The 16,363-nt window shown below is 70.6% G+C and carries 13 protein-coding genes and 1 riboswitch; of the genes, 4 read left to right on the top strand and 9 right to left on the bottom strand.

The window, feature by feature from the left end:
* Nucleotides 1-105: 105 nt before the first annotated feature.
* A riboswitch (cobalamin riboswitch) is annotated at nt 106-336 on the bottom strand.
* Between the two features lie 27 nt (nt 337-363).
* The 4 genes from ACFJIT_RS00725 to ACFJIT_RS00740 all read right to left on the bottom strand — a co-directional run bounded on the left by ACFJIT_RS00725 (nt 364) and on the right by ACFJIT_RS00740 (nt 3,778).
* Nucleotides 364-738: a TfoX/Sxy family protein gene (locus ACFJIT_RS00725; protein WP_306995534.1), complete on the bottom strand. Its 375-nt coding sequence runs from the start codon at nt 736-738 to the stop codon at nt 364-366.
* Nucleotides 735-1,220, bottom strand: a complete 486-nt coding sequence (locus ACFJIT_RS00730) for a GAF domain-containing protein (RefSeq protein ID WP_130524992.1) — start codon at nt 1,218-1,220, stop codon at nt 735-737. Before ACFJIT_RS00730 ends, ACFJIT_RS00725 begins: the two co-directional genes overlap by 4 nt.
* Before the next feature lie 743 nt (nt 1,221-1,963).
* Nucleotides 1,964-2,329, bottom strand: coding sequence for a 6-carboxytetrahydropterin synthase QueD (queD, locus tag ACFJIT_RS00735; RefSeq protein ID WP_130516495.1), 366 nt, complete (start codon nt 2,327-2,329; stop codon nt 1,964-1,966).
* Nucleotides 2,330-2,413: 84 nt separating this feature from the next.
* Nucleotides 2,414-3,778, bottom strand: coding sequence for a DEAD/DEAH box helicase (locus ACFJIT_RS00740; RefSeq protein ID WP_379654693.1), 1,365 nt, complete (start codon nt 3,776-3,778; stop codon nt 2,414-2,416).
* Nucleotides 3,779-4,449: 671 nt separating this feature from the next.
* Between ACFJIT_RS00740 and ACFJIT_RS00745 the strand changes: the two genes are divergently transcribed.
* On the top strand, nt 4,450-5,190 hold the full coding sequence (locus ACFJIT_RS00745; protein ID WP_379654694.1) for a Crp/Fnr family transcriptional regulator: 741 nt from the start codon (nt 4,450-4,452) through the stop codon (nt 5,188-5,190).
* A 16-nt stretch (nt 5,191-5,206) separates the two neighbouring features.
* Here the strand turns inward: ACFJIT_RS00745 and ACFJIT_RS00750 are convergent, their stop codons facing one another.
* The 4 genes from ACFJIT_RS00750 to cydD all read right to left on the bottom strand — a co-directional run bounded on the left by ACFJIT_RS00750 (nt 5,207) and on the right by cydD (nt 10,450).
* The gene (locus ACFJIT_RS00750) at nt 5,207-5,530 is read right to left on the bottom strand and encodes a hypothetical protein (protein ID WP_130516501.1); all 324 of its coding nucleotides are present in this window, start codon (nt 5,528-5,530) and stop codon (nt 5,207-5,209) included.
* Nucleotides 5,531-5,608: 78 nt separating this feature from the next.
* Nucleotides 5,609-6,967 carry a serine hydrolase domain-containing protein gene (locus ACFJIT_RS00755; RefSeq protein ID WP_379654695.1) on the bottom strand — a complete coding sequence of 453 codons (1,359 nt, stop codon included), beginning with the start codon at nt 6,965-6,967 and terminating at the stop codon, nt 5,609-5,611.
* A gap of 142 nt (nt 6,968-7,109) precedes the next feature.
* A complete protein-coding gene (gene cydC, locus ACFJIT_RS00760) occupies nt 7,110-8,768 on the bottom strand; it encodes a thiol reductant ABC exporter subunit CydC (RefSeq protein WP_379654696.1) in 1,659 nt (552 codons plus the stop codon).
* Nucleotides 8,765-10,450 carry a thiol reductant ABC exporter subunit CydD gene (cydD, locus tag ACFJIT_RS00765; protein ID WP_379654697.1) on the bottom strand — a complete coding sequence of 562 codons (1,686 nt, stop codon included), beginning with the start codon at nt 10,448-10,450 and terminating at the stop codon, nt 8,765-8,767. The genes cydC and cydD overlap by 4 nt, the downstream gene beginning before the upstream one ends.
* 108 nt (nt 10,451-10,558) lie before the next feature.
* Between cydD and ACFJIT_RS00770 the strand changes: the two genes are divergently transcribed.
* The 3 genes from ACFJIT_RS00770 to cydX are packed head-to-tail and all read left to right on the top strand — an operon-like array spanning nt 10,559 to nt 13,421.
* Nucleotides 10,559-12,133: a cytochrome ubiquinol oxidase subunit I gene (locus ACFJIT_RS00770; protein WP_379654698.1), complete on the top strand. Its 1,575-nt coding sequence runs from the start codon at nt 10,559-10,561 to the stop codon at nt 12,131-12,133.
* 10 nt (nt 12,134-12,143) lie between these two features.
* Nucleotides 12,144-13,292: a cytochrome d ubiquinol oxidase subunit II gene (gene cydB, locus ACFJIT_RS00775; protein ID WP_379654699.1), complete on the top strand. Its 1,149-nt coding sequence runs from the start codon at nt 12,144-12,146 to the stop codon at nt 13,290-13,292.
* Between the two features lie 27 nt (nt 13,293-13,319).
* Nucleotides 13,320-13,421, top strand: a complete 102-nt coding sequence (cydX, locus tag ACFJIT_RS00780) for a cytochrome bd-I oxidase subunit CydX (RefSeq protein ID WP_130516512.1) — start codon at nt 13,320-13,322, stop codon at nt 13,419-13,421.
* A 745-nt stretch (nt 13,422-14,166) separates the two neighbouring features.
* Here the strand turns inward: cydX and ACFJIT_RS00785 are convergent.
* Nucleotides 14,167-16,335, bottom strand: coding sequence for a hypothetical protein (locus tag ACFJIT_RS00785; RefSeq protein ID WP_379654700.1), 2,169 nt, complete (start codon nt 16,333-16,335; stop codon nt 14,167-14,169).
* Nucleotides 16,336-16,363 lie beyond the last annotated feature (28 nt).

Here is a 16,363-nt window from a genome sequence, read left to right on the forward strand (position 1 = left end):
GGAAAGTCGCGGCGACGGAAGGCAACACAGCGGACAGCGCGCACGGCAAGGCGTGGGCGCGGCACGCGCGACGCCCTCCGCATCGCAACCGGTGGTGGGTTCGGTACGAACCCGTGCTGCTCAGGCCGGTCTCCGGGCTTGCGAGCTGGAAGGCACTCCTTCCGCCGTCGCGCCTTCCCGCGTGCGCTAGGGCACGCAGTGGCCGATGCGTTGGCATGGCTCGCTTACCGTTGCGGGGGCAGCGCCGGATTCGTCCCGTGGCGGGGCTCACCGGCTTCCCGTTTCAACCTGGACGCGATGGATGCGCGGCAGGTCACCTGAAAGCGGCGCGGATTGTACGCGATCCGGCGCCTGGCGCGGCGCTCAGTCGCTGTCGCGGCCGGGGCTGTCGAAGAAATCGAACGTGGGCGCGGCGCCGCCTTCCTCGTCGTGGCGGGTGGTGGTCACCGGTGCGGCGGCGGGGCGGCCGCGCGGGGCGGGCAGTGCGGCGGCGGCAACCTCGACCTCGGCCACCATCTGCTGGCGGCGGGCGTCGGGCACGTCCTGCCAGTGGCAGCCCAGCAGGGCGCCTTCCAGGGCGTAGAGCAGGTTGAGGCTGGGGCGGAAGCCGGCGCGCTTGATGCGCATGAAGGCTTCTACGGGACCGGCCGCGCGCAGGTCCTCTTCGGTGCGCAGGCCGACCTGGCGCAGCCACGCAGCGGACTTGGGGCCGATGTTGCGCAGCTGCGTGGTGCTCACGCCAGGGCGTCCACGAAGGCCGCGGCGATGGCTTCCAGGCCGCGCTGGTCGTCTTCGTCGAAGCGGCCCACCTGGGGGCTGTCGATGTCCAGCACGCCGATCAGGGCGCCGTCCTTCACCAGCGGCACCACCAGCTCCGAACGCGAGGCCGCGTCGCAGGCGATATGGCCGGGGAAGGCTTCCACGTCGTGGACGCGCTGGGTCTGGCGGGTGCTGGCCGCCGCGCCGCACACGCCCTTGTCCAGGGCGATGCGCACGCACGCCGGCAGGCCCTGGAACGGCCCGACCACCAGCTCGGTGCCATCGAAGAAATAGAAGCCGGCCCAGTTGAAGCCGGGCAGTGCGTGGTAGAGCAGCGCGGCGAGGTTGGCGGCGTTGGCGATGCGGTCGGTTTCCCCGTACATCAGGCCGCGCGCCTGCTCCAGCAGCTGCGCGTATTGCTCGGGCTTGGTCCCGGAGAGGGTCTGGGTCGCGAATGACATGTCGTGGATTCTACGACGCATGGCGCGCAGACCGGCCATGGTTGTGCAGGAAACGCTATGTCCCCGGTGCGCGCGGCACGGAAAGCTCGGTTCTTGCGATCGAGGGTCGCGGGGGCGTGCGCGTTCTGGCTTCGGTTGGGCAGCGGTCCGGCGGGCGGTGTCCGCTTTTCCCTCAATCAGGGCTTCATGCCCTGATTCGGGCGCTCGGCTTCCTGCCTCGCTAGGCGCGGCCACCGCCCGCCGGCCCGCTGCCGCGCGCGTCGAGATGATCGGCTTCGGTCGAAAGAGGTCCTGCTTGGTTCACTGGGGAGCCTCGACCGTTCGGGCCCGTGGCGGGCGCGCGATCGGATTCCCATCTCCGTGGGAGCGACTGTCTCCTCAATCTGTAGAGCGGAGCTTGCTCCGCTGCTCTTCGTTCGGTTCGTAGGAGGGCCCCAGCGGAGCAAGCTCCGCTCTACAGGCTCCCACGGAGCACGAGCAGAGCGAAGGGCGGTCGGCGAAGCGTGTTTCCCGGCCCTGCATCCTGGCGGCAGAGACAAAAAAAGGCCCGACAGGGGGAGGGACCTGTCGGGCCTGGATTTGTGCGGGGGGAGGGACCCACACAAATGGGGGTTGCGTGGCGCGATGCGCCGGCGCGAGAACTGCTGTTGCGACGCAGCATAACGCCGGACTTGGTGCGATGCAACATCCCCGTCATCACGACCGACGAACGGTCGGCCGCGGGTCGATGACGCGCCTCGGCGTCAGTCCGCGCGCGGTCCGCGATAGCGGCTGCCGGCCGTGCAGGTCTCGTGGACCACGACCTGGCTCAGCATCGGCAGGGCCGGCTTGAGGTGGTCCCAGATCCACTCGGCGATGCGCTCGCTGGTCGGGTTGTCCAGGCCCTCGATGTCGTTGAGGTAGTGGTGATCGAGCCGTTCGTAGAGCGGCTTGAAGGCCGCCTTGACGTCGGCGAAGTCCATCACCCAGCCGGTGTGCGGATCCAGCGGGCCGGTCAGATGCAGTTCGACGCGGAAGGAATGGCCGTGCAGGCGGGCGCACTTGTGCCCCTCGGGCACGTTCGGCAGCCGGTGCGCGGCCTCGAAAGTGAAGACCTTGAAGATGTCCATGGCGGGCAGTCCGGGGCCGGCGCGTGGGCGTCGGCGGTGAAGGAAAGGAGACGCGCCGGCCTGCGGCGCGTCCCCGATGGCGGCTTAGTGCGCGGCGCGCGGCGCGCTCTGGCGCCGACCGCCGTCGCGGCGGCCGCCGTTGTTGGGCGCGCTGCCGCTGCCGTGCTTCTTCGGGCCGGCGTGGGCGTGAGGCTGCGCCTGGCGCGGGGCGTCGCCGTGCGGGCGGCGGCCGTGACGGCGCGGCGGACGGGTGCCCGACGGCTGCTCGGCCTTGCCCGGCGCGCTGTTGCCCCAGCGGATCGGATGCTGCGGCACGAAGCCCTCCACATCGCGGATCTCCACGTCGCGGCCGAGCAGGCGCACGATCTGGCGCAGCAGCTTGGCGTCTTCCTGCGCGACCAGCGACACCGCCTCGCCGGTGGAGCCATTGCGGCCGGTGCGGCCGATGCGGTGCACGTAGTCCTCGGCCACCATCGGCAGGTCGAAGTTGATCACCTTGGGCAGCTGGTCGATATCGATGCCGCGCGCGGCGATGTCGGTGGCCACCAGCACGTTGATCTTGCCGGCCTTGAAATCGCGCAGCGCGCGCAGGCGCTGGGCCTGGCTCTTGTTGCCGTGGATCGCCGCGGTCTGGATGCCGGACTTCTCCAGGAAAGTGGCCAGCTTGTCGCTGCCGTGCTTGGTCTTGGCGAACACCAGCGTCTGCACGCGCGTGTCGGCCGCCAGCAGGTGCAGCAGCAGCTCGCGCTTGCGCGCGCTGTCCACCGGGTGCACGCGGTGGGCGATGGTGTCGGCCACGGTGTTCTTCGGTGTGACCTGGATTTCCAGCGGGTCGACCATGAACTCGCGCGCCAGCGCCTTGATCGGCTCGGCGAAGGTGGCCGAGAACAGCAGCGTCTGCCGGTCCTGCTTGGGCAGCTTGGCCAGGATGCGCTTGATCGAGGGCAGAAAGCCCATGTCGAGCATGCGGTCGGCCTCGTCCAGCACCAGGATCTCGATGCCCGACAGGTCCACGCTGCGGCGCTCGATGTGGTCGAGCAGGCGGCCCGGGCAGGCGATGACCAGGTCCACGCCACGACGCAGCGCGTCCAGCTGCGGGCCCATGCCCACGCCGCCGTAGATGGTCGCGGCCGGGATGCGCAGGTACTTGCTGTAGTCGCGCAGGCTCTCGAAGACCTGCGTGGCCAGCTCGCGGGTCGGGGTCAGCACCAGCGCGCGCGGCCGGCGCGGGCCGCGGGTGACTTCCTGCGAGGACGTACCCAGGTGCTGCAGCAGCGGCAGACCGAAGGCGGCGGTCTTGCCGGTGCCGGTCTGCGCGCCGGCCAGCAGGTCGCGGCCTTCCAGCGCCGGCGGGATCGCCTGCTCCTGGATCGGGGTGGGATGTTCATAACCCTGCTCGGTCAGCGCGCGCAGCAGGAACGGGGCAAGCCCCAGGGATTCAAACGACATGAGAAAACTCCGGATGGACGCCCACGCCGCGCGGCCCCTGCCTGATCCGTGCGACGCGAAAGCGCCGCCGGCCACGCAAGCCAACGCGAGGAGAAGCGTGTGTTGCCCGAAGCGTTCCCGAACCGCGCTGCGAGTAACTGGATGGGCGGCCCGTGCCGACACTGGCGCGAACCGTCTTTGCGAAGCGAAAAGGCGTCGGAAGGAAGGGGGGGCGAGGCGGGCGTAGGGCCCGGGCCGCGCCGCTGGTCCCGTCAAGGGAAACACGACTGCCGCTAGCGAAGCGCGTCGATGGTAGCAGATTCCAGGCCTGCCCGTGGCCCCGCCCCGCGCCCGCCCCCGCACCGCGGCGCTTCTGACGAGCGCCATTGCCGCCTCCGACCACGTCACGGCCCTTGTAGAGCGGAGCTTGCTCCGCTGCTTTTCGGCCGGATCATGGGAAGGCCCCAGCGGAGCAAGCTCCGCTCTACAAAGGCCGGATCAGGGGAAAGCCCCAGCGGAGCAAGCTCCGCTCTACAAGGGCCGGATCATGGGAAAGCCCCAGCGGAGCAAGCTCCGCTCTACGGGTGGGGGGCCGCCATGGCGGCGATGAGGCTTTCCCATGGGCCAACCCGGCCCCCAGCACCAGGGGCGTATCATGCAGCCTCAGTTAAGGCAGAGCGGCCGATCCGACCATGAGCCTGCGCATCCAACGCAATCCCACCGACCCCGGCCAGACCAGCGTGGAGGGCCACGGCTGCCGCGTCTGCCTGGTGCGCCATCTCGCCGTGTGCACCGCGCTGCCGCCCGATCAGGCCAAGGCGCTGGAGGCGATGACCGGCGACACCCATCTGCGCGCCGGCGAGTTGCTGGCGCGCGAAGGCGAGCCGCGGCGCTACGTCTTCACCGTGCAGAGCGGCGCCCTGCGCCGCACCCGCACGCTGGCCGACGGCCGCCGGCTGGTGGCCGGGTTCCTGATGCAGGGCGACTACATCGGCTTCTCCGGCGCCAGCCATTACCGGCACACCATCGAGGCGATCACCGACGCCAGCCTGTGCGCGGTCTCCCAGCCCGGCATGCGCCAGCTGTGCCAGACCTATCCGGGCCTGGAGCACGAGCTGATGGAGCGCGCCTGCATCGAGCTGGACGCCACGCGCGACAAGCTGATGGCGCTGGCGCGGATGACCCCGCCCGAGCGCCTGGCCGGCTTCCTGGTGGACATGGCCGCGCGCCGCGCGCGCCAGGGCCTGGACGATGCCGTGGTCGAACTGCCGATGACGCGCACCGACATCGCCGACTACCTGGGCCTGACCATCGAAACGGTCAGCCGCTGCTTCACCCGCCTGCGCACCGACGCGCTGATCGCCACGCCCGAGCCGCACACCGTGCGCCTGCTCGACCGCGACAGACTCGAGGCGTTGGCGGCCGCCGCCTGAGGCGTCCGCGCGGTCCCTAGGGACTGATGCTGTAGGTGATGTACAGGCCGCCGCCGGTGAGTACCACCATCGCCACGATGAAGGCCACGTCGGCCACCTGTTCGAGCCGGTGGTTGCGCGTACCGGTGCGCAGCCCGAAGTAGGACACCAGCGTGGCGATCAGGAAGATCACCGCGTCCCAGGCCAGCAGGTCGTCGGCCAGGGTCGCCTTCTGATTCACCGCCGTCGCCACGTGCAGCAGGCCGACTCCGGTCAGGCACACGCCGACCATGGCCGCCGAGATCGGGCAGATCAGCGCGCAGATCTTCTCGTCGAGCTTGCTGCGTGCGGGGTCGTACATGGCCGAACGTGTGGGGGTACGGACTCCGACTCTAGCGCAGCTGCGCGCATCGGCCGTTGCCCGGACTTAAACGCGGGCTCAGGGTGCCTTGCTCGGGACCCGTGGTTCACGTCGCCCGGCATCTGCGCCATCGACGTGGAAGTCGAGCGCGGTCACGCGACCCCGCGCATCACGAACGGCTCGCAGATAATCGATGCCGTCGCCGGCATAGATCAGCGTATCGTCGACCGCCGTTTGCAGCCGCTTGGCCGGACCATCGTCGCGGCGGATCCAGGCCGCGCCCTGCCTGATCTCGATCGTGTGGAGGCCTGCGCCCTGGATGACATAGCTGCCTGCGAGCGCCGTGAGTCGATCTGGGGGCCAGTCGGCCTGAGCGAACACGCGATACGGCTTGCCAATGGCCAATGCGGTCAACCTACGCGCTAGGGAGCGCGCCGGCACTGCGGGTGCGTCGGAATTCTCGAGCACGACCACCGCCGTGTCCCGGGCGGGGACATAGACGTAATGGGCCAGGTAGCCTTCGATGCCGCCGCTGTGCTCGACGATGCGTTCGCCCTGGAGGCTGCCCGGCACCATGCCCAGCCCGTAGGGCACTTCCGTGGTCCCGATCCGCGTGGGCGTGGACATCAGGGCGAACTCCGAGGCGCCCGAAGCGGCGTGCGTGCCGATGGCGTGCAGCAGCAGGGCGACCCCCGAGGCGTCCGACACGAGTCCGCCGGCCGCCCCGGGGCCGGTGATCGAATACGGCGCAGGGCGCGCCAAGGCACCTGCGTCGTCGACGGTGTAGCCGGTGACAAGGCGCGGCACCACAGCCGCATCGTCGTAGTAGGACATGCTCGTCGCTCCGGCAGGCGCGAGCACCAGCTGCTTCTCCGCGTCCTGCCAGGGTTGGCCGGTGATCCGTTCGACCATCGCGCCCAGGACCATGTAACCGGAGTTGCTGTAGCGCCAGTCCGTCCCTGGCGCGAAATCCAGGGGCGTATCGCCGATCAGCCGTAACCGTTTGGGTGTGTCCAGGACATCGGTCAGCGGAGCGTTCCATGCATCGCTGACCCCTGAGGTGTGTGACAGCAACTGGCGCGCGGTGATCCGGGAGGCGTAGGCGAAATCCGGCAGTACCTTCGACACGGGCGCGTCCAGATCCAGTCGCCCGAGCTCGGACAACCGCAGGACCGTCGCTGCGGTCACGGTCTTGGTCAGCGAGCCGATGCGGAACACGCTGTCGGGCGCGAGCGGGGTGCCGAGTTCGACGCTGGCCATGCCGCGTGCACTCGAATAGAGCGTGCGGCCATCCTGGGCGATCAGGACGCTGGCGCCGGGACCCGCAGCCGGAATTGTCGACATGATCCGGTCGGCCTGGCCACGCCAGTCTTCGCCGGCATGGGCGGACTGTGCGATCACCGCCAGCCCAAGGAGCAGCAAACGGAACTTGTGCATGCGGTGTTTCCTTCGGCAACCAGAGGAAACGATCAACCACAGACCGTGCCATCTCCAAGTTGTTGAATGCGCACGCGCCTCATCGGCCGACGTGTCCGTACGGACGTCCGCCGGGCTTACCGGACGTCCGACCCGGGACCATTCATCTGTCGTGGTGATCAGTAATGAGGCCTTGATCGCGCAGCTGCAAGCTCAGGTCGGCCCAGCCGGTGGGCAGGGCGTCGTGGGTGATCACGATGACGGTGCGGCCGGCGCTGGCCTGGGCCAGGTCGGCGAGCAGGGCCTGGGCGGTGTCCACGTCCAGGCCTTCGGTGGGTTCGTCCAGCAGCAGGATCGGCGCATCGCGCAGCAGCGCGCGTGACAGGGCCAGGCGCCGGGCCTGGCCGGCCGACAGGGTGCGGCCATGTTCGCCGACCCAGCCGTCGAGCTGGCCGGGCAGCGCGCGCACCAGATCGTCCAGGCGCACCTGCGCCAGCGCCTGCCACAGGCGCGCCTCGTCGGCTTCCGGTGCGCCCAGCTGCAGGTTCTCGCGCACGCTGCCGGCGAAGACCGGCGCCTCCTGCGGCAGCCAGGCGATGTGGCGATGCCAGTCGGCCAGGGCGAAGCTGCGCAGTTCCTGGCCGCCGTAGCGCAACGTACCTTCGGTGGGATCGACCAGCCGCAGCAGCAGCGCCAGCAGCGAGCTCTTGCCCGCGCCGCTGTCGCCGCCGATGGCCACGCGCGTGCCCGGCGCGATGCGCAGCTGCACCTGCCGCAACACGGGCGCGGCGGCGCCGGGCCAGCGGAAGGCGACCTGGTCCAGCTCCAGCGCGCCGGTGGCGGGCACGGCCTGCGGCGCTTCGGGATCGGCCACCTGCGGGGCGGGGGCGAGGGTGGCCTCCAGCCGCTGCGCGGCGGTGGCGGCGGCGTGGCGTTCGCGCCAGGCCAGGGCGGCGCCCGCGCTGGCTTCCAGCAGGGCCACGGTCATGAAGAACAGGCCGGCGGCCGCCGGCGAGCCCAGCGCGCCGGTGCCGACCGCCTGCAGCAGCAGGCCCAGCACCAGCACCAGGGTCACCGCGCTGATCGCGCCATGGCCCAGGGTGCCCAGCGCGAGCACGCGCTTGCGCTGGCGTTCGAGCCGTTCGAAGTGCGTGCTGCGCGCGTCGATGCGTGCGGCCCAGGTAGCGCTGGCGTGCAGGGCGGCCAGGTCGGTCGCGCCGTCCAGGCCATCCAGCACCTCGGCGCGCAGCGCGGCGCGGGCCTGCGCGCGGGCCTGCTCCTGCGTCTGTGCGCCGCGCGCGGTCAGCCAGGGCAGGCCGAGGCCCAGCAGCGCGCACGCCAGCAGCAGGACCAGCCCGGCCAGCGGCAGCACGCAGGCCATGACCACGCAGGCCAGCACCATCAGTGTGCCCAGCGCGACCAGCGGACCGAGCGCGCGCACCAGGCCGCCTTCGACGCGTTCGATGTCGCCGACCAGTTGGCCCAGCAGTTCGCCGGTGCGCAGGTGGCCCAGCTGCAGCGGCGCCAGCGGCAGGGCGCGGCGGAAGAAGCCGGTGCGCAGGTCCGCGCCGATGCGCAGGGTCACGTCGTGGCCGATCAGTTTCTCGAAGTAGCGCGACAGGATGCGGATGAAGGTCAGGCCGCGGATGCCGGCCGACGGCCCGAACAGGTTGAACCCCAGCGCCCCCACGCCGGCCAGCGAGGCGGCGGTGAGGAAGTGCCCGGCCAGGCCGAGCAGCGCGGTGCCGGCCAGCGCGGTGAGCGTCATCAGGGCCAGGGTCAGCGCGACGCCGCGGCGGTGCCGGGCCAGCAAGGCGTTCATGCCGCCCTCCGTACGCCCGGCGTGCGGTCATCGCCCAGCCACAGCACCTGGCCCAGGCGCTCGATCACGGCCGCGCTGTGCGTGGCCACCAGCAGGGCGCGGCCCTGGCCGAAGCGCAGCAGCGCCTCGAGCAGCGCAGTCTCGGTGTCGGCGTCGAGGAAGGCGGTGGGCTCGTCGAGCAGCAGCAGTTGCGGGTCCTGCAGCAGGGCGCGGGCCAATGCCACGCGCCGGGCCTGGCCGCCGGACAGGCCGAAGCCGCCCTCGCCGATGCGTGTGTCCAGGCCATCGGGCAGCGCGCGGGCGAAGTGCAGCACCTGCGCGGCCTCGGCGGCGGCCTGCAACTGCGCGGGGCTGGCCTGCGGCGCGCCGATGCGCAGGTTGTCGGCGATCGTCCCGGCGAACAGATGCGGGCGCTGCGGCGCGTAGCCGATGCGCAGGCCGGGGGCGTGCTGGATCAGGCCCGCCTCCGGCGGCAGCCAGCCGGCCAGGGCCTCGAGCAGGGTGCTCTTGCCGCAGCCGCTGGGGCCGGCCAGGGCCAGGTGCTGGCCCGGGGCCAGGTCGAAGGACAGGCCCTGCACCGCGGCGCGCGCGGCACCGGCATGGCGCAGGCGCAGGTCGCGCACGCGCAGCAGCGCCGGGGCGAGGGTGGGCGCCGGCCTGGCGTCGGCGTGCGGCGGCGGGGCGGGTGCCGCGTCGTCCACGGCCAGCGCGCGGTTGATGCCGTCCAGCGCGGCCAGCGCGCCGGCGCGGTCGTGGTAGTGGGCGGCCAGCCGGCGCAGCGGGGCGTAGACCTCCGGCGCCAGCAGCAGGCAGAACAGGCCGGCGGCCAGGTCCAGCGGCGCGCTGCGCAGGTCGAGCATGCCCAGATAGGTCAGGCCCAGGTACAGGGCCACCATCGCCACGCCCATCGAGGCGAAGAACTCCAGCACCGCCGAGGACAGAAAGGCGATGCGCAGCACCTTCAGGCTGCCCTCGCGCACGCCCTGCGCGGCCTGCGCGATGCCGGCCAGCGTGGCGGAGGCCTGGCCGTACAGGCGGATCAGCCCCAGCCCGCGCAGGCGGTCGGCGAAATGCGCGCCCATGCGCGCCATGGCCTGCAGCTGGCGGTCGCTGGCGGCCTGCGCGCCCCAGCCCACCAGCGCCATGAATACCGGGATCAGCGGCAGGGTGAGCAGCAGCACCGTGCCGACCACGCGATCCACGCAGAACACCGCGGCCAGCAGCGCCAGCGGCACCCACACCATTTCCATGCGCGCCAGCAGGAAGCCGCCGACATAGCCGTCCAGCGCATCGATGTGCGTGCCGGTCAGCTCGCTCAGCGCGCCGCTACGCTGGCGCCGCAGCCACAGCGGGCCGCGCGCCTGCATCCGCGCGAACACGCCCAGGCGCAGGCCATGGCGCAGCGCCTGCACCGCATCGTCGGCCAACGTGCGGGCCGCCCAGGCCAGCCCGGCGCGCGCCAGGCCGACGCCCAACAGGGCGACCAGCGGCCACCACAGGGTCTGCATGGGCCGGTGTTCGGCCAGGACGTGCTGGGCCAGCAGCGCGATCAGGCCGGCCTGCGCGATCAGCAGCACCCCGCTGGCCGAAGTGGCCAGGCCGGCCAGGCGCAGGCGGCCGCGGACCGGTGCGACCAGGGTCTCGAGGGTCAGGGGGGCGTCTGCGGTGGGCGCGACCAACATGGCGTCCATTCTGCGCCACGCCTCCTGGAAGGGCGTTGATCCAGATCAAGGTTGAATCCGGGCCAGGCGCGCAAGCTGTCGGCAATCTCCCAAACAGCTGCTCGTGCCATGCCCGACATGACCGTCGTTGAACTCAGCAGGCTGCAGTTCGCCCTGACTGCGCTGTACCACTTCCTGTTCGTCCCATTGACGCTGGGGCTGTCCTTCCTCATCGCCATCATGGAAAGCGTCTATGTGATGACCGGGCGCGATGTGTGGCGGCGCATGACCCTGTTCTGGGGCACGCTGTTCGGCATCAACTTCGCCATGGGCGTGGCGACCGGCATCGTCATGGAGTTCCAGTTCGGCACCAACTGGTCCTACTACAGCCAGTACGTCGGCGACATCTTCGGCGCGCCGCTGGCCATCGAGGGGCTGATGGCCTTCTTCCTGGAGGCGACCTTCATCGGCCTGTTCTTCTTCGGCTGGGACAAGCTGTCCAAGGTCCAGCACCTGGTGGTCACCTGGCTGGTGGCGCTGGGCTCGAACCTGTCGGCGCTGTGGATCCTGATCGCCAACGGCTGGATGCAATACCCGGTCGGGGCGAAGTTCAATCCGGAGACCATGCGCATGGAGGTCACCGACTTCGCCGCGGTGCTGTTCAACCCGGTGGCGCAGGCCAAGTTCGTGCACACCGTCAGCGCCGGCTACGTGTGCGGAGCGGTGTTCGTGATGGCGATCAGCGCCTGGTACCTGCTGCGCGGGCGTCACCTGGAGTTCGCCAAGCGCTCGATGGCCGTGGCCGCCAGCTTCGGTCTGGCCGCGTCTTTGAGCGTAGTGGTGCTGGGCGATGAGAGCGGCTACATCGCCGGCGAGAACCAGAAGATGAAGCTGGCCGCGATCGAGGCCATGTGGGAAACCGAGCCCGCGCCAGCCGGCTTCAACGTCTTCGCCATTCCCGACCAGGACACGCACAGCAACAGCGCGCAGATCCACATCCCCTGGGTGATGGGCCTGATCGGCACGCGCTCGTTCAACACGCAGATGCCTGGCATCCTGCCGCTGGTCGAACGGGCCAAGGAACGCATCCGCAGCGGCCAGCAGGCCTATGCGGCCCTGCAGGCCCTGCGCGCGGACAGGAACGACGCCGCCGCGCGCGCCACCTTCGATGCGCACTGGGGCGATCTGGGCCACGGCCTGCTGCTCAAGCGCTATCGCGACGACATCGCCAACGCCACCGACGCGCAGATCGATCAGGCCGCCTTCGACACCGTGCCGCGCGTGGCGCCGCTGTTTTGGCTGTTCCGCGCGATGGCCGGGCTGGGCTTCTACTTCATCGGCTTCTTCGCCCTGGCCTTCTGGTACGCCAGCAAGCACACGCTGCATGAGAAGCGCTGGTTCCTGAAGCTCGCCTTCTGGACGCTGCTGCTGCCGTGGGTGGCGATCGAGGCCGGCTGGATCGTGGCCGAGTACGGTCGCCAGCCCTGGATCATCGATGGTGTGCTGCCGACCTTCTTCGCCGCCTCGGGTCTGAAGCTGCACCAGATCCTGATCAGCCTGGGCGTTTTCGTCGGCCTCTACACCACGCTGGCGGTGATCGAGATCTACCTGCTGCGCAAGACCATCCTCAAGGGCCCCACCGAAGTCTCCGGTGGGCGTCAGCCCGACACCACCGGCACCCCGCTCGCCGCCGTCAACGCCTGAAGGCCACCTCATGGACACGATTCCGCTTAATTACGAAACCCTGCGCTTCATCTGGTGGCTGCTGCTGGGCATCCTGCTGATCGGATTTGCGGTCATGGATGGCTTCGACCTGGGCGTGGCCACGCTGCTGCCCGGCGTGGCGCGCACCGACCAGGAGCGCCGGCTGGTCATCAACGTGGTCGGCCCGGTGTGGGAAGGCAACCAGGTGTGGCTGATCCTGGGCGGCGGCGCGATCTTCGCCGCGTTCCCGGCGCTGTATGCGGTCAGCTTCTCCGGCTTTTACCTGGCGATGATCCTGATCCTGATGGCGCTGATCCTGCGGCCGGTCGGCTTCAAGTTCCGCAGCAAGTTGGACAAGCCCGCCTGGCGCGCGACCTGGGACTGGGTGCTGTTCGCCGCCGGGCTGGTGCCGGCGCTGGTGTTCGGTGTGGCCATGGGCAACGTGCTGGTCGGCGCGCCGTTCCGCTTCGACGAATCGCTGCGCACGATCTACGAAGGCGATCTGTTCGGTCTGCTGATGCCCTTCCCGGTGCTGTGCGGCCTGGTCAGCGTGGCGATGCTGGCCACGCACGGCGCGGGCATGCTGGTGATCAAGACCAGCGGCGAGATCCAGGCCCGCGCCCGTCGCCTGGGCAGCCTGAGCGCGCTGGCCACGGCGGTGCTGTTCGCACTGGCCGGCGTGTGGCTGGCGCTGGGCGTCAAGGGCTATCAGCTCGTCGGCGCGCTCGATCACGCCGGCCCGTCCAATCCGCTGGCCAAGCAGGTGGAGGTGGCCGCCGGGGCCTGGATGAGCAACTACCACGCCATGCCGTGGACCTGGATCTTCCCAGTGCTGGGCGTGGCCGCCTTCCTGGCCTGCGCGGCGCTGCTGCGGGCCGGGCGCGAGGTGCCCTCGTTCCTGGCCTCGGCGGTGGGCATCGCGGCGATCATCCTGACGGAGGGCGTGGCGGTGTTTCCCTTCATGCTGCCGTCCTCGCTGGATCCGCGTTCCAGCCTGACCCTGTGGGATGCCTCGTCCAGTCACATGACGCTGTTCATCATGCTGCTGGCCACGGCGGTGTTCCTGCCGATCATCCTGGCCTACACCGCCTGGGTCTACCGCGTGCTGCGCGGCAAGGTCGGCGACGACGCCCTGACCCGCAACCCCAACGCCTACTGACGGCGCTCAACCTTAGGAGCAACGACGATGTGGTACTTCTCCTGGATCCTCGGCGTGAGCCTGGCCTGCTTCTTCGCCATCCTCAACGGCATGTGGTTCGAAATGCGCGAGGACGCGCGCAAGCGCTGATCCTCCGCGCTCGATGAAGCGAAGCCCGCCGTGAGGCGGGCTTTCTTTTGGTTTCTCCTGATCGAGGCGCTGCGGCACTGCGGCGCTTGGGCATTGCGGCTTCGGATGGGCAGCGGTCCGGCGGGCGGTGTCCGCTTTTCCCTCAATCAGGGCGTCCTGCCCTGATTCGGGCGCTCGGCATCCTGCCTCGCTAGGCGCGGCCACCGCCCGCCGGCCCGCTGCCTCGCGCGTCAAGTCACACGACTTCGGTTTGAGGCCCCCTTCCTTTCGCCGCAGGCGAAGGGGAGGGCCGGGGTGGGGTGCTTTTGCTCTTGCTTCTGTGGCTTGCCCGGGAAAGCCCCCGACCCCTCCCCATCCCTCCCCTTCGCCTTCGGCGAAGGGGAGGGGGCAGAGCGCTTGCTCGATGCCTGCGAGTTGTAAGGAGTTCCGATCTTTCCACGCAACGAGCCTCGCGCCGACCGGGCGTGGGGCAGAGCGGACTAGATGTCTGGCGACGACGCGCGGGCGCGCGTGGTCCTCGCGGATGACCGACGCAATCCCCGTGGGAGCCGCCCTTGCGGCCTTTTCGGCCAACGGCGGCGATGGGACTTTACCGATAGAGCCTCATCGCCCCCGTGGCGGCTCCCACCGAGGCGCCAGCCTCGGTCAATTCCAGGAATCGGCCATGGAGGCTAGCCGAGGATCGGCGCCCGGCCGGGTCGAGGCTGGTGGGCGAAGCCCGCTCGACGATCCGCCTCTCATGCCGTCAACTGATTCGCGATCCGCACTCAAACAAAGCACCTGTCCTCCGGTCGGTCGCCGGCCGGACGTATGCGGCGCCGGACTCGTTTACTCGTGCGTGCCCGGGTCCGCCAGGAACACCGTGCTCCACAGCTGTGCGGCGTTGGATTCGTCCTCGTGCGCGCCCTGTGCGCCGAAGGGCTCGATGCGATAGCGCCCCTGTTCCCAGCGCCAGGACCACAGCTCGGAGGTGCGCACCTCGCCGGCGGCCTTGATCAGCTGCTGCAACCGCGCCTGCGCATGCTGCAGCTGGGCGCGCACGGGTGCGGGCAGGTCGTCGCGCGCCAGCTGGCGGCGCAGCCCCGCCAGCATCACCGCCTGCTGCCAGGCCCACACCACGGTGCCGTGGTAGGCCTGCGGCCCCGAGACGACCCCAGGCCGCCTGGTCGGCGAAGGCCGGGTTGGCGACCACCATGCCCACGTCGGTGATCAGCCCGGCGGGGAAGGGGCGCATCACCGCGGCCACGTCGCGCGCCAGCGTGTCCGGATCGGGCCGGCCGAACAGCAGCCCGAAGCCCACATCCGAATGCAGCACCGGCACGGCGCGCCCGTCCGCGTCCAGCGACAGCGCCGGGAACGCCAGCCCGGCGCCGGCGAGCGAGGCCAGGGCCGGCTCGACCGGCACGCCGAGCTGCTGCGCATAGGCGCGCAGCGCGGCGTCGGCCTGCGTGGCATCCAGGCGCACTTCGAACAGCGCCCGCGCCTGACGTTCCCAGGCATCGGCGCGTGCCGCGGCCGCGCGCAGGGCCTGGCGCTGCGCGTCGCTGGCGACGCCGTCCAGCAGGCCGCTGTCGACGAAGGCGCCAATCGCGCGCAGCGCGGCCGGCATCCAGACCACGTTGACATCGTAGGGGTAGCGGCCGCGTCCCAGGCCTTCCTCGCTGTCGCGCCACTGGCCGGTCATGCGCCCGGGCTTGAGCGCCAGCAGATGATCGAAGGTTGGCGCCGCGGCGAAGGCCTCACTGTTGCGTGCGACGTGCAGCAGGTTGCGCAGCAGCGCTTGGGCGTTGCTGCTGTGCTGCAGGTCGTTGCGGGCGGCGAGGAACGCGCGGGCCCGGGCCTGGCCGCGCGGCTCCTCGACCAGCCAGGCCGCCATCACCGGCGCCAGCATGTAGTCGCCGTCGATCATGCCGTAGTCGTAGATCGGCGCGTCCGAGCGCGTGCCGTCGCCGGCCAGGTGGCGCAGGATCGCGAACTCGCCGATGTCCTCCTCGTGCGCGACTTCGCCCTGTGGCGACAGGCGCGCCAGCACCGCGCCCAGGCCGGCTTCGACCGCCGTGGGCTGCAGCACGGGCATCAGCAGGCGCGTGGACATCAGCGTGTCGCGGCCGAAGTAGGTGTCGAAGCGCCACGAGCCGGCGAGGAACTTCTCGCGATAGCTCAGGAACTGCAGCGCGTTGCGCATGCGCGCATCGGACGCGGCCTGGGCGTTGAGCAGCTGGCCGCTGGCGAGCGGCGTCAGCGGCGTCTCGCCGGTCGAGGCGAGCAGGCGCAGGTGCACGATGCCGCCGGCGCGCGCCGGTTCCAGCGTGATCGCGCCGGCCCGGGAGACGACGCGACCCTGGGTGATTTCCAGCGTGACGCGGTAGCCCGGCGCATCGTCGAGCCGGCGACGCGCCCAGCTGACGCTCTGCGCGGCGACCTTCGCCTCGGTGGCCACCTGCGCGGGGATGGGCTGGCCCAGCTGCACATCGCGCAGCACGCGAATGCTGCCCAGCGCCGCCTTGTCCAGCGTCAGCGGACCGCCGCGCAGTTCGAGCTCGGCCACGATGCCGTGCATCGCCGGATCGTCGCTCGGCGCCTGCTTCTGCACCGATTGCAGCGTCCATTGCACCGGTGTCGTGGTCGGCGCGAACCACACCGCCACGCCGCTGTTGCCGGCCGGGAACGCGACCAGCAGGCGCGGGCGCGTGCCGCTGGTGGCCAGCACATGCGCCGCCACCGGCCCGTGTTGATAGAAAGCGTTGGTGGTGCTGCCCTCGTCGATGCGGAATTGCAGCGCCTGCGCGCTGGCCGCGGACGGGGCGAGCGCGGTCAGCAGGCCGGCGATCGCCAGGCCTCGCCAAGCCCTGCCCAATGCGGCCCGCAGGCGTGGCGCGGTCGATGGCCGTGGACGGCGCGAAGGCTGGTGCATGTGCTCGTTCCTTTCAAGAAGTCATCAA

It is taken from the genome of Pseudoxanthomonas sp. UC19_8, from assembly GCF_042700505.1.
Lineage (GTDB): Bacteria > Pseudomonadota > Gammaproteobacteria > Xanthomonadales > Xanthomonadaceae > Pseudoxanthomonas_A > Pseudoxanthomonas_A winnipegensis.